The 12,270-nt window shown below is 60.8% G+C and carries 13 protein-coding genes; 4 read left to right on the top strand and 9 right to left on the bottom strand.

All coding sequences use genetic code 11. The features are described from left to right. Positions 1-125: 125 nt before the first annotated feature. Entirely contained in the window at positions 126-332 is a 207-nt protein-coding gene (locus PQR40_RS13960) for a hypothetical protein (protein WP_408241196.1), read from the top strand. A 136-nt stretch (positions 333-468) separates the two neighbouring features. On the opposite strand, the gene hppD is transcribed toward PQR40_RS13960, so the two are convergent. Further along, positions 469-1,566: a 4-hydroxyphenylpyruvate dioxygenase gene (gene hppD / locus PQR40_RS13955; RefSeq protein WP_408509210.1), complete on the bottom strand. Its 1,098-nt coding sequence runs from the start codon at positions 1,564-1,566 to the stop codon at positions 469-471. A gap of 246 nt (positions 1,567-1,812) precedes the next feature. Between hppD and PQR40_RS13950 the strand changes: the two genes are divergently transcribed. Further along, entirely contained in the window at positions 1,813-2,310 is a 498-nt protein-coding gene (locus tag PQR40_RS13950; protein WP_408509209.1) for an Lrp/AsnC family transcriptional regulator, read from the top strand. A gap of 81 nt (positions 2,311-2,391) precedes the next feature. Here PQR40_RS13950 and PQR40_RS13945 read toward each other — a convergent pair whose 3' ends face one another. From PQR40_RS13945 to paaA, 8 genes are all read right to left on the bottom strand, one after another. After that, a complete protein-coding gene (locus PQR40_RS13945; RefSeq protein WP_408241230.1) occupies positions 2,392-3,060 on the bottom strand; it encodes a GNAT family N-acetyltransferase in 669 nt (222 codons plus the stop codon). 243 nt (positions 3,061-3,303) lie between these two features. After that, positions 3,304-3,912, bottom strand: coding sequence for a TetR/AcrR family transcriptional regulator (locus tag PQR40_RS13940; RefSeq protein ID WP_408509208.1), 609 nt, complete (start codon positions 3,910-3,912; stop codon positions 3,304-3,306). Positions 3,913-3,926: 14 nt separating this feature from the next. Further along, complete coding sequence (locus tag PQR40_RS13935; protein ID WP_408241208.1) at positions 3,927-4,739, bottom strand: DUF1835 domain-containing protein; 813 nt, start codon at positions 4,737-4,739, stop codon at positions 3,927-3,929. 154 nt (positions 4,740-4,893) lie between these two features. Beyond that, positions 4,894-5,982 carry a 1,2-phenylacetyl-CoA epoxidase subunit PaaE gene (gene paaE, locus PQR40_RS13930; protein WP_408241211.1) on the bottom strand — a complete coding sequence of 363 codons (1,089 nt, stop codon included), beginning with the start codon at positions 5,980-5,982 and terminating at the stop codon, positions 4,894-4,896. A 1-nt stretch (position 5,983) separates the two neighbouring features. Then, positions 5,984-6,526 carry a 1,2-phenylacetyl-CoA epoxidase subunit PaaD gene (paaD, locus tag PQR40_RS13925; protein WP_408241214.1) on the bottom strand — a complete coding sequence of 181 codons (543 nt, stop codon included), beginning with the start codon at positions 6,524-6,526 and terminating at the stop codon, positions 5,984-5,986. A 27-nt stretch (positions 6,527-6,553) separates the two neighbouring features. After that, positions 6,554-7,357, bottom strand: coding sequence for a 1,2-phenylacetyl-CoA epoxidase subunit PaaC (gene paaC / locus PQR40_RS13920; protein WP_408241216.1), 804 nt, complete (start codon positions 7,355-7,357; stop codon positions 6,554-6,556). Between the two features lie 8 nt (positions 7,358-7,365). Continuing rightward, positions 7,366-7,650, bottom strand: coding sequence for a 1,2-phenylacetyl-CoA epoxidase subunit PaaB (paaB, locus tag PQR40_RS13915; protein ID WP_007179854.1), 285 nt, complete (start codon positions 7,648-7,650; stop codon positions 7,366-7,368). 39 nt (positions 7,651-7,689) lie between these two features. Then, positions 7,690-8,688 (bottom strand): 1,2-phenylacetyl-CoA epoxidase subunit PaaA, encoded by a 999-nt coding sequence (gene paaA / locus PQR40_RS13910; protein ID WP_408241219.1) that lies wholly within the window; start codon positions 8,686-8,688, stop codon positions 7,690-7,692. Positions 8,689-8,903: 215 nt separating this feature from the next. Between paaA and PQR40_RS13905 the strand changes: the two genes are divergently transcribed. Beyond that, entirely contained in the window at positions 8,904-10,523 is a 1,620-nt protein-coding gene (locus PQR40_RS13905) for an NAD(P)/FAD-dependent oxidoreductase (RefSeq protein WP_408241222.1), read from the top strand. A 310-nt stretch (positions 10,524-10,833) separates the two neighbouring features. Continuing rightward, the gene (locus PQR40_RS13900) at positions 10,834-12,102 is read left to right on the top strand and encodes an SGNH/GDSL hydrolase family protein (RefSeq protein ID WP_408241225.1); all 1,269 of its coding nucleotides are present in this window, start codon (positions 10,834-10,836) and stop codon (positions 12,100-12,102) included. Positions 12,103-12,270 lie beyond the last annotated feature (168 nt).

Here is a 12,270-nt window from a genome sequence, read left to right as displayed (position 1 = left end):
AACTACAAATCTGCGGAACCGAAGTTGAAATGTCTGTCTAATACCCCACCTGCGAGCAATGTCTGCGCAACGCTCTGCATTCGGTGGAGCTTCAGGACAGCGGGGCAGTTAGAAAAGGAGTACGCATGAACACTAGAAATATCCAGACCTTCCTGATGGTTTCGGCCGCATTCTTCGCAATGAGCGCGCCGGTGCGCTCGGGTGCAAGTTCGAGCAGCGCAGGGACGCTGTCGAACGCGATCACCAGCACGGCGCAAGTCGCGCCCGCACGCATTGCAGTGGAGCGCGTTGCTCGATCCACGAAGGCCGATGAGAAAGACCAGAATTCGTGATGCGTCGCTGATGCGACGCGTCGGTTGAAAATCTGTCATTGTCCGGCTACGGGCAACGTCAAAAACGACAAAGGGCGAGGATCGCAAGATCCTCGCCCTTTTTTATATCCCTCGAACTCCGCGCCGGCCTTTGTCGTTAGGCTTTGTCCTGAACTACGCCGCGGCGAATCTGGTCCAGTTCGATCGATTCGAACAGCGCCTTGAAGTTGCCCTCGCCGAAGCCCTGATTGCCTTTGCGCTGGATGATCTCGAAGAAGATCGGTCCGATCTGGTTTTCGGTGAAGATCTGCAGCAGCAAGTCGTCGGGTGCGCCGTCGATCAGGATCTTGCGCTTACGTAATTCGTCCAGCGGCTCGCCGTGGTTCGGTACGCGACGATTGACCAGTTCATAGTACGTGTCGATCGTATCGAGCAGCGAGATGTTCGCCGCGCGCAAACCGTCCACCGTACGGTAGATGTCGTTGCTGCCTAGCGCGATGTGCTGGATGCCTTCGCCGTGGTACGCGTCCAGATATTCCTGGATCTGACCGGCTACGTCCGAACCTTCCTCATTGATCGGAATGCGGATCTTGCCGCACGGCGAGGTCATCGCCTTCGACTTCACACCCGTCACCTTGCCTTCGATGTCGAAGTACCGCACTTCCCGGAAGTTGAACAGGCGCTCATAGAACTCCGCCCATTCCTGCATACGGCCGCGATGGACGTTGTGCGTCAGGTGGTCGATGTAGGTCAGACCGTGGCCGACCGGATTCGGATTCGCGCCGGGAATCGGCTCGAAGTCAACGTCATAGATATCGATGTTGCCAATACTGCCCGGCTCAGCACCGTTCTTGCCGCGCCAGCGGTCGACGAAATAGATCAGCGAATCGCCGATACCCTTGATCGCCGGAATGTTTAGTTCCATCGGGCCGGTCTTGTTGTCGAAGCCCCAGGCGCCTTTTTCCAGGGCCTGCTGGTAAGCCTTCGCCGCGTCCTGCACGCGGAACGCGATCGCGCAGATCGACGGGCCATGCAGGCGCGTGAAACGTTGCGCGAACGAATCTTGTTCCCCGTTGACGATGAAGTTGATGTCGCCCTGGCGATACAGCGTCACGTCTTTGTGACGATGCCGGGCGACGGCAGTAAAGCCCATCTGTTCGAACAGCTTGCCGAGCGCCTTCGGGTCCGGTGCGGTGTATTCGATGAATTCGAAGCCGTCGGTGCCGACCGGGTTTTCCCAAGTTGAAACCTGCATTGTCTGTCTCCTGTGTCGACCCGAGTTAGCGCTTTAGCGCTTACTCGGGTCCCATACAAAGTAGTCGACCGGAGTTAGCGTTTTAGCGCTTACTCGGGTCCCATGCAAAGCTAAGGGGCGCACGCATTTGCGCGACTGAATGACGCAAGTGTAAAGGCCGGCTAGCGACGAAAACTTGCGAACTTAATCGCGCGCGGATACGCTGGAGCTATCTTCTACCTCAAATTTTTACCTGGACGGCAGAAAATGGCAAAAATAGAAATAGACGCCATCGACAGACGCATTCTGGCGATCCTTCAGGAGGATGGCAGGTTGTCGAACCAGGAGATTGCCGAGCGCATCAACCTGTCGCCAAGCCCGTGTCTACGGCGTATCCGTCGGCTGGAAGAGAGCGGGGTGATTCGCGGCTATGTCGCGCTGCTCGATGCGCAAAAGCTTGGGCTCGATCTGCTGGCCTATGTCAACGTGCGGCTGGAAAAGCGCAGCGGTCCGGCGCTCAGTCCGCGTGGCGACACCACACATGCCGATCTGTTCCGCGCAGCGGTGCAGACGTGGCCGGAAGTGGTCGCCTGTCACGCGATGACGGGCGACATGGATTATCTGCTGCGCGTGCAGGTCGAGGATATGGCGCACTTTTCACGTTTCGTGCAGGAGCAGTTGCTGCATCACCCGTCTGTAATCGACGTGAAGACGAGTTTTTCGCTCGAGAAGTTCAAGGAGACGACGGCGCTACCCATTTTGTAGGCGCCGGGTGCGGTTACGCGACGGACAAACAAAAAAGGGCAGCCACAAGGCCGCCCTTTTTTTCACCGAAGCGTAGACCGGTTAGGCTGCCGCAGCTGTCGGCAAGAACGATTCGAACAACTTCGACGTCTGACGCGCCTGGCGCTTGAGTGCGTAGTCGAACACCGCGGCTTGCTCCTGCAGCATTTCAGTAATGATGCTCGATTGATCCGCTGGCGGCAGCGACAGATAGGCGTCTGCTTCGCCGTACGCGTATTCGATCTTCATGCCAGCCTTCTTCGCGATGTGCATCATGGTTGAGTTGCGCGACAGGCAGTGCATGTAAAGCGTGGTCACATGCGTATTGCGGCTGCGAATGGCGGCGCGCTCAAAGAGCTTGGAGCCGATGCCTTGCCCACGTACGCTTTCCAGCACAGACACGCCGAACTCGGCGGTGCGCTTGTCGCCTTCGACCGGCAGATACGCCAGGTGGCCGACGCCGGTGAGTTGCAGTTGACTATTAAACACGCCGAAGACCGTGTCGCGCGTGAAATCGATCGCGCGGACATAGTTTTCAATGACGTGGTCCGGCACGATCTGGCCGAAACGCAGAAGGCGATCGTCTTCGTCGAGCGAGAGGAAGTGGGTTAGCAGCCGTTCGCGATCAATGGCAGTGAGTTCACGGACCAGAGCAGGTGCATGACCGGCTGGCTGCAACAGACGATCGTGCGTGACGATCGGCTCGGCGGCGCGGGGTGTAAGCATGTTCATAGTCAGGTTCTCCTTTTGATCGAACGGCGTGGTGCACCGCAAAAACGATTTTAGCGGAAACTCCGATTCATCACTAGGGAAAACCCGTATTAAAAATTGAAGTGAACGCCTAAAGGATTGGCGCCCTATTTTTATGCTATTGATTATTAAGAAATAAATAAATTGAACGAGCGTTCGTGACAAGTTGTCGCGTCTCGGCAACTCCCGGCAATTGTTCCCGTTGAGCAATGCTGCTATGCGCAATCAACGCTCGGCGGAACCCAACCCGTGGTCCACCATGTTGACCACCTGTTCGGCAAATTCCCGGTAGCCCATCCGGCCGTCCGGCTTGAGCCAGGTGAACGTCCAGTTGATCATGCCGAACACCATCATCGTGAGAGCAGTCTGGTTCTCGCGCGTGGCCCGTTCCGGATAGGCGCGTGCTAACTGCCGCGCGAAAGCCGCGACTACGTCGCGCTGGCGGTTCAGGATGATCTCGCGCTGGGTGTCGACCAGGTACTTCACGTCGTTCAGAAGCGCAACGTGCCGGCTGTGCGATGTCTCGTACTCGGACAGAAAAGCCCGGATCAGTTCCGCGAAGGTTTCCCGCTCCGTCAGTCCTCGACGTTGGCTCGCGCCTTCCACCTCGGCAATGATCAGCATCAGCCGCTTCGTGTAACGATCCAGCAGATCGAAGAGGATCGCTTCCTTGCTCGCGTAGTAGTGGTACAGGCGCGCCTTCGAGGTGCCGCTCGCAGCGGCGAGGTCGGCCATTGAGGTGCTCGGGTAGCTGGTCTGCGCGAATTTCGTCGCAGCTAGTTCAAGAATCTGATCGCGCTGGGTGTCGTGGTCGGGGGCTCGGGTGCGGGCCATGGTCGTCTGTTTTATTAGTGTGGACAGGGGGCAAGCGCCGTGCACAATTCCAATGTGCGCCATGCGTTCGTATCGCCGCGCAGCTTGATGCGCCGGCTGGTGGCCAGTTCGCGGAAGCGCCACAGCACAATGCTGTCGCTCACCAGATACCAGAGTTCTGCGGTCATCAGTTCGGCGGCAACACGCGCGGCGGGCTGCCAGTCGCCAGTGACGTGCTCGAGAATCAGCGTGTCCAGATCACCGAAGCTGCCGCTCGTGAAAGTATTGTCGCGCCAGCGCCGCGTCTCGCCGTTCGCGTGTTTGGCTTCCTGCCATTCGAGCGCGAGGCGGCTAATGCGCAGAACCGAAATCGGCGCCGCGTCCGGCAGACGTCCTTGCAGGACAGCCGGTGCGAACATGCCAACGGACGTCGCGCGATCTTTCCGGCTGTGCGCCCATGCGCCGGGATCGGTGAGGTCGCTAATCGACAGACGCACTTCGTTTAGCCGCTGCGGACTATTGCGCAGGTGGTAGCAGACGCGGCGCAGCATCAATTGATCGGCTGCGCTTTCGCCGTGCCAGACCACCAGATTCGCGTCGCCGCGGGCGAGGTTCTCCAGGGCCGCCGCCTGCTCGCGGAATTCCCGAAGGAAATCTCGCCTGGTGTCCGCACTAACGCGATCCCAGAAGGTCGCTCGCACGTCGGGTCCGTCGTCGATGCCGCGTAGCGGGCCGACCGCCAGATCGTCACGCAGCGCGTGCACGCGATCGTCGCGGCCCGCCTCGGCTAGCGCGGCGCGCAGTGACTCGGCGGCGACGTCGCCGTTGGTGAGGTGGATGGTGCTCATCGGCAGTGGCCTGGGCTGGCAAAAAACGCAAATGACAAAAGGGGCCGCTCATTGATCGGGATAGGTGTCCGATCGATGAGCGGCCCCTAGTGTAAGCGGATCGCGGACCTGCTGAAAGCGTTGCGGGCGTCGCATGGCCGCCCGTCGCGCCAGATTAGCGTTCGTCGTAACTCACCACCACGCGATCGCTGATCGGATGGCACTGGCAGGTCAGCACGAAACCGTCGCGGATTTCGTGCTCTTCCAGGGTGTAGTTCTTTTCCATCTTCACCTCGCCTTCGAGCACCTTCGCACGGCAGGTGCAGCAGACACCGCCCTTGCACGCATACGGCAGCGCGAGGCCGGCACGCAAGCCGACGTCGAGCACGCTAACGCCCTGATATGGCAGGCGCAGCTTGCGCCTTTTCCCGTCGAGGACGATTTCGAGGTCGGCGGCCGGGGTGTCGTCGGTGATTTCGACCGGCGGTACGCCCGCTTGCGGCAGCGGCGAACCGAAGCGCTCCACGTGCACTTTTGCCGAAGGCACACCCGCGGCTTTCAATGCGGCTTCGGCGGCATCCATCATTGGGCCGGGGCCGCAGATGAAGGCTTCATCGATTGCATCGGCCGGAAGCAGGTTTTCGATGAAGGCCGCGCACTTTTGCTGGTCGAGCACGCCGTTGAACAGCTCGACGTCCTGCAAGTCGTCCGACAGCACGTGATAGAGCACGAAGCGGTTCATGAAGCGGTTCTTCAGATCTTCGAGCTCTTCCGCGAACATGATCTGATCGACGCTGCGGTTGCCGTACACCAGCGTGAAGGTGCTGCGGGGCTCGATTTCCAGCGTGGTTTTGATGATCGCGAGCACGGGCGTGATGCCCGAACCGCCGGAAAACGCGAGGTACTGCTGGCCCAGATCCGCGTTGAGATGGGTGAAGAAGCGGCCGTCCGGCGTCATCACGTCGATGGTGTGGCCGGGTTGCAGCGTGTCGAACGCGAAGTTCGAAAAACGTCCGCCGCGCACACGCTTGATGCCAATGCGCAGTTCGCCGTCGCGATCGTAATCAGTGACGCCAACGCAGATCGAATACGAACGGCGCGTTTCCTCACCGTCGATGTGTGTTTTCAACGTGACGAACTGGCCCTGCGTGAAGCGATAGAGGTCGCGCAGTTCGACAGGGACTTCGAAGGCGACCGAGACCGCGTCAGCGGTTTCGGGCCGCACTTCGCGGATACGCAGCGGATGAAATTGCGGGGTGGCCATATCAGTATGGTTTGAAGTAGTCGAAGGGTTCACGGCAGTCGAGGCAGCGGTACAGTGCTTTGCAGGCTGTCGAACCGAATTGCGCGAGACGCTCGGTATGGGCCGAGCCGCAACGGGGGCACGACGGTGCCGGCAGCGTGCGCGGCACGAAGCGCATCACTTTTTCCTGTGCTGGCACGGCGGAACCGCAATTGCCGGTGGGCGGCGCGATGCCGTAGGCGCGGAGCTTTTCGCGTGCGTCGGCGGTCATCCAGTCGGTGGTCCAGGCCGGCGCGAGGACCGTGGCGATCCGATACGGCTTCAGCTCAGCCACGTCGAGCGCATGGGCAACGTCTTCGGCGATCTGCGACATCGCCGGGCAACCGGAATAGGTCGGCGTGATAACGACTTCGAGCGTGCCGTCGGTGGCGCGTCTCACGTCGCGCAGAATGCCGAGTTCACGAATCGACACCACCGGGATTTCCGGATCGGGCACCGTTTCGAGCACGGCCCAGGCGCGTTCGAGTGTGGCGTCAGCGATGGGCATGGCAGTCGAGGTCGTCATCGTGAAGTTCCGTCTCCGGTTCAGCGCTTACCAGGTGGCGCCGGGATGCTGGCGTGCGAGGCTTTGCATTTCCGCCAGCACGAAGCCCATGTGCTCTGAGTGCTCGCCGTGTTTGCCAGTTGTGATGTGCTTGACCGCTTCGGGCAGCTTGAGCGTGGCTGAGTTGAGCGTGGCCTGTACGTCTTCGAGCCATGCGGCTTCGAGGTCAGACGTCAGCGGCCCGATGCCGGCGGCGGCGATGGTCTCCTCCACGGCGTCGGCACTGAAAAACTCGCGCGTGTACGGCAGCAGATAGTCGAGTGCGGCCTGCGCGCGGCGATGCGATTCGTCCGTGCCGTCGCCGAAACGCACCAGCCATTCGCTCGCGTGGTGCACGTGATAGCTGGTTTCCTTGATCGACTTCGAGGCGATTGCTGCAAGCTGCTCATCCTTCGACGTAGTGAGCGCCGCCCACAGATGCGCCATCAGCGTCGAATACAGGAAGTTGCGCACGATCGTGACCGCATAGTCTTTCTCGGCTTGCGCAGTGCCGGCGAGCGGGCCGTAATGCGGCAGCTCGGCCAATGTGTAATTGGCGAACTCGCGTTCGGCGCGGAAGTACGCGTAGTCGTCTTCCGTGCGGCTTTTGCCGGTGAGTTGCTGATCCAGTGAGGCGGCGTGCGTGTACAGCAGGCGCGCCTGGCCGATCAGATCCAGACTCATGTTCGACAGCGCGATGTCCTCTTCGAGGATCGGGCCGTGACCGCACCACTCGGCATTGCGCTGACCGAGGATCAGCGCGGTGTCCGCGAGGCGTAGCACGTACTGCAGATGTTGGGGCGTGAGGTTCATGGCCGCGCTTACATGTGGTTGACTTCGTCGGGGAGCGTGTAGAACGTCGGGTGGCGGTAAATCTTGTCGCCAGCCGGTTCGAACAGCTCCGCCTTGTCTTCCGGCGCAGACGCCGTGATCGCCGACGACGGCACCACCCAGATGCTCACGCCTTCCTGGCGGCGCGTGTAGACGTCGCGCGCCATGCGCAGCGCCATTGGCGCGTCAGCAGCATGGAGGCTGCCGCAGTGTTTGTGGTCGAGTCCCTGCTTGCTGCGCACGAAGACTTCCCAAATCGGCCATTCCTTGTTCATCGCTGATCTCCTGATACTTTGTCTGGCTTGTCGCCGTGGTTAGGCAGCTTGTTGTTGCGCGCGCTGACGCTGCTTCTCGGCGTGGGCGAGGGCGGCTTCACGTACCCAGGTGCCTTCGTTGTGGGCTTTCACGCGGGTCGCGAGACGTTCGCGGTTGCACGGGCCGTCGCCATTCACGACACGCCAGAATTCTTCCCAGTCGATGTCGCCGTAGTCGTGGTGGCCGCGAGCCTCATTCCACTTCAAGTCCGGGTCCGGCAGCGTGACGCCGAGTACCTTGGCCTGGTCGACGGTGGCGTCGACGAATTTCTGGCGCAGATCGTCGTTCGAGATGCGCTTGATGCCCCATTTCGACGATTGGTTGCTGTGGATCGAGTCTTTGTCGCTCGGACCGAACATCATCAACACCGGCCACCACCAGCGGTTCACGGCCTGCTGGACTAATTCGCGTTGCGCTTCGGTGCCGCTCATCATCGACATCAACGCGTCGAAACCTTGACGCTGATGGAACGACTCTTCCTTGCAGATACGGATCATTGCGCGTGCGTACGGGCCATAAGTGCAGCGGCACAGCGGAATCTGATTCATGATCGCCGCGCCGTCCACCAGCCAGCCGATTACGCCGACGTCTGCCCACGTGGGCGTCGGGTAATTGAAGATGCTCGAATATTTGGCTTTGCCAGAGTGCAATGCGGCGATCAACTGATCGCGCGACACGCCGAGCGTTTCTGCCGAGCTATATAGATAGAGGCCGTGGCCAGCTTCGTCCTGCACTTTGGCCAGCAGGATCGCCTTGCGTTTCAGGCTAGGCGCGCGCGAGATCCAGTTGCCTTCCGGCAGCATGCCGACGATTTCCGAATGCGCGTGCTGCGAAATCTGCCGCACCAGAGTCTTGCGGTAGGCTTCAGGCATCCAGTCCTGCGCCTCGATCTTGCCGTCGGCGGTCATGACCGCGTCGAATTGCGCCTGTTCTGGCGAACTCGCTGCCGCATCGAGCGGCGCGACGTTGCCGGGGATATCCAGGGATTGCGTGTACATGGGGACACTCTCAGCGGAAGTTGTCTGTGTCTGCGCAGTATAAACCAACCGACCGGTCGGTTAATAAATTTTTTGAGAAGAACGGCTCTTACCGATAGGGAGACCTCGGGTTCGTCGCCGGGCCGTTTCGCTAGCACCTCTGCCCCGCACCGACACTTAACCTATAAAATTGCGAATTGGCCGCGATTTGCGGCCTTCCTGCATCCCCGGTACTCATGTTACGTCTAAGCGAAATCAAACTCCCGCTCGATCATCCCGAGAGCGTTCTCGAAACCGCCGTCCGCGCGCGTCTCGCTGAACTCGGCGTGGACGAGAGCGGGCTCATCCGGTACACCGTGTTTCGCCGCGCGCACGACGCGCGCAAGCGCGCGGACATCAAGCTCACCTACATCGTCGACGTCGAGGTGACGGATGAAGCGGCCGCGCTCAAGCGGCTCGCCGACGTGCCCCACTGCAGTGTGACGCCGGACATGGCATACCGGTTTGTCGCTAAAGCACCGGCGCAACTGACTTCTCCGCGCCCGGTCGTGATCGGCATGGGGCCGTGCGGCCTGTTTGCGGGGCTGATCCTTGCGCAGATGGGCTTTCGCCCGATCATTCTCGAGCGCGGCAAGGCCGTGCGCGAGCGCACCAAAGATACTTTTGGCCTGTGGCGCAAGTCGGTGCTCAATCCTGAATCGAACGTGCAGTTCGGCGAAGGCGGCGCGGGTACTTTCTCGGACGGCAAGCTTTACAGTCAGATCAAGGACCCGAAGCACTACGGCCGCAAGGTGCTTGATGAATTCGTCCGCGCGGGTGCGCCGGAAGACATTCTTTATCTGAGCCGGCCCCATATCGGTACGTTTCGCCTCGTCAGCATGGTCGAAAAGATGCGCGCGAGCATTCACGAGTTGGGCGGCGAGGTGCGTTTCGAGACTCGGGTCGACGATATCGAAATCGAGCAGGGCAAGGTGCGCGGGCTAAAGCTGTCGACGGGCGAGAATTTGCGCTGCGACCATGTGGTGCTGGCGGTTGGCCATAGCGCGCGCGATACGTTCCAGATGCTGAGTGAGCGCGGCGTCTATCTCGAATCGAAGCCGTTTTCGCTCGGTTTCCGGATCGAGCATCCGCAAGGGCTGATCGATCGCAGCCGTTTCGGCAAGTTCGCGGGCCACAAGCAATTGGGCGCCGCCGACTATAAGGTGGTGCATCACTGCAGCAACGGGCGCGCGGTTTATAGCTTCTGCATGTGCCCGGGCGGCACGGTGGTCGCGGCGACTTCCGAGCCGGGCCGCGTGGTGACCAACGGCATGAGCCAGTACTCACGGGCCGAGCGCAATGCCAACGCTGGGATTGTCGTCGGCATCACGCCGGACGATTATCCGGGCGGTCCGCTCGCCGGCATCGCCTTCCAGCGCAAATGGGAAGAGCGGGCGTTCGAACTCGGCGGCGGCAACTATATGGCGCCGGGGCAGCTGGTCGGCGACTTCATCGCCGGGCGGCCGTCTACATCGCTGGGTTCAGTGGTGCCGTCATATAAGCCGGGCGTGCATCCGACCGATCTCAGCACCGCGCTGCCCGACTACGTGATCGAAGCGATCCGCGAAGCGTTGCCGCAGATGGATAAGAAGATCGCTGGTTTTGCCATGCATGACGCCGTGCTGACAGGCGTCGAGACGAGAACGTCGTCGCCGATTCGCGTGCGGCGCCGGGATGACTACCAGAGCATGAATGTCGAGGGCTTGTATCCGGCCGGAGAGGGCGCGGGATATGCCGGTGGAATCTACTCGGCAGCCATCGACGGGATTGAAGTGGCCGAAGCACTTGCACTGAAGATGACTGGAGCGTCGACCTGATTTGTAATGCGTCTGCGCTCGCGTCGAATGGCTGCGGCGCGGGCGGGCTGATCTGCGTGGGGCGTTATGCGTTATGCATCTTCGGTCGAGCAGGGGCGCCTGAGGTTCCGGGTGAGCTTCTAGTGCGGGGGAGAGCCGAATAAATCCGGTTCCGCTAGTCCCGGCGAATGCGCGTGCCGTCTCGAGGCCCGTTCGCCGGCGTAGCCCTGATACCAGGCGCGGGCGACTGCACAATACCGTTCGCACGGTCAGCCGCGATGACCATGGCGATCGGGCACAATGCACGTTTCGCCTCGAACTGACCACCCGAATGACCATTCGCACCCTGGCTGCCGCATGTGGCGCGGCGCTGCTTTGCCAATTTACCGTTTCCTCGACCGTGTTTGCCGCCGCCGCCCCGACGCACTGGGTCACCGCATGGGCGACGGCGCTGCAACCCATCCCGCAACGGTCGGATTTACCGCCGTTATACCGCGCCCCTGAAGTAGCAGGCCGCACCGTTCGCCAGATTGTTTATCCGACGCTCTCCGGTAAATCCGCGCGAATCCATCTCAGCAACGAGTATGGCAAGACGGCACTCGTCATCGAGGAACTGCGCATCGCGCGCTCGGGCGGCGGCGCGGCAGCGCTGGGCAATGGCGAGGCGCGCGTGACGTTTGGCGGCAAGAGCTCCGTGAGCATACCGGCAGGCGCGGAGTTGGACAGCGACCCGGTCGCTATCGACATCGCGGAAGGTTCACCTTATGCGATCAGTGCATTTACGGGGCCGGAACAGCGAATCGTGGCGTGGCACCGGGTCTCGAATCAGTTGAATTATGTTTCCGCACCGGGTAATCACACTGCCGACACCTCCGCTGATTCGTTTCGTGGCCGGTTCACGCAATATGTATGGGTGACGGGTTTGTTGGTGGACGCGCCGTCATCGGCCGCTGTCGCCGCGATTGGCGACTCGATCACCGACGGCATGCGCTCCAGTCTGAATCAGAATCGGCGCTGGCCGGATGCGCTGGCTCGTCGGTTCGCCGGCACCGGCGACCATTCGACGGCGATCGTTAATCTTGGCATCAGCGGCAATCGCTTACTGAGCGACTCACTCTGCTACGGCGACGCGCTCATCCGACGTTTCGACCGGGATGTGCTGGAACGCCCCGGGGTCAAGACGGCCATTCTGCTAATCGGAATCAACGACATCAACTTTGCGGCGATGCCGGCGCGTGGCGGGCTTGACTGCGACTCCCCGCATACCTCGGTAACAGCCACCGACCTGATTGCCGGCTATCAGCGGGTGATTGCGGATGCGCGACACCGGGGTGTGAATGTGTTCGGCGCGACGTTGACGCCGGCATCGCTACCGGCGCCGCGGGAGGCTATCCGGCTTGCGGTCAACCAATGGATTCGGACCAGCCGCGCCTTCGACGGCGTTGTAGATTTTGATGCCGCACTACGCGACCCGGCGCAACCGAATCGCCTGCAGCGCGCCTTTGACAGTGGCGACCATATCCATCCCAGCGACGCTGGATACAGCGCAATGGCCGAAGCCGTTCCAGTGGCTGGTTTAGTGAATTCAACCCGGAAGTGAACCACCAAAAAAAGATTTTCGTCAAACCCTTGTCATATGGCCGATGTTCGCCTAAGATTCGCTTCCTCGTTTGCGAACGGGGGCCGCTGTAGAAACAGGCGGCCGTAGCGTCAACAGGGTTTTAAGCGAAAGCGGAAAAATGTTGTTGACGAAACGAAAAAGATTCTC

Origin of the sequence: Paraburkholderia sediminicola (assembly GCF_046026855.1) — a bacterium.
Lineage (GTDB): Bacteria > Pseudomonadota > Gammaproteobacteria > Burkholderiales > Burkholderiaceae > Paraburkholderia > Paraburkholderia sediminicola_A.
Note: the sequence above shows the minus strand (reverse complement) of the source record. Positions and strands in the feature narration are given on the sequence as shown.

Excerpts from the sequence above, each read along its gene's own strand:
- PQR40_RS13960 (WP_408241196.1), top strand. The coding sequence starts at position 126 with ATGAACACTAGAAATATCCAGACCTTCCTGATGGTTTCGGCCGCATTC.
- hppD (WP_408509210.1), bottom strand. The coding sequence starts at position 1,566 with ATGCAGGTTTCAACTTGGGAAAACCCGGTCGGCACCGACGGCTTCGAA.
- PQR40_RS13950 (WP_408509209.1), top strand. The coding sequence starts at position 1,813 with ATGGCAAAAATAGAAATAGACGCCATCGACAGACGCATTCTGGCGATC.
- PQR40_RS13945 (WP_408241230.1), bottom strand. The coding sequence starts at position 3,060 with ATGAACATGCTTACACCCCGCGCCGCCGAGCCGATCGTCACGCACGAT.
- PQR40_RS13940 (WP_408509208.1), bottom strand. The coding sequence starts at position 3,912 with ATGGCCCGCACCCGAGCCCCCGACCACGACACCCAGCGCGATCAGATT.
- PQR40_RS13935 (WP_408241208.1), bottom strand. The coding sequence starts at position 4,739 with ATGAGCACCATCCACCTCACCAACGGCGACGTCGCCGCCGAGTCACTG.
- paaE (WP_408241211.1), bottom strand. The coding sequence starts at position 5,982 with ATGGCCACCCCGCAATTTCATCCGCTGCGTATCCGCGAAGTGCGGCCC.
- paaD (WP_408241214.1), bottom strand. The coding sequence starts at position 6,526 with ATGACGACCTCGACTGCCATGCCCATCGCTGACGCCACACTCGAACGC.
- paaC (WP_408241216.1), bottom strand. The coding sequence starts at position 7,357 with ATGAACCTCACGCCCCAACATCTGCAGTACGTGCTACGCCTCGCGGAC.
- paaB (WP_007179854.1), bottom strand. The coding sequence starts at position 7,650 with ATGAACAAGGAATGGCCGATTTGGGAAGTCTTCGTGCGCAGCAAGCAG.
- paaA (WP_408241219.1), bottom strand. The coding sequence starts at position 8,688 with ATGTACACGCAATCCCTGGATATCCCCGGCAACGTCGCGCCGCTCGAT.
- PQR40_RS13905 (WP_408241222.1), top strand. The coding sequence starts at position 8,904 with ATGTTACGTCTAAGCGAAATCAAACTCCCGCTCGATCATCCCGAGAGC.
- PQR40_RS13900 (WP_408241225.1), top strand. The coding sequence starts at position 10,834 with ATGACCATTCGCACCCTGGCTGCCGCATGTGGCGCGGCGCTGCTTTGC.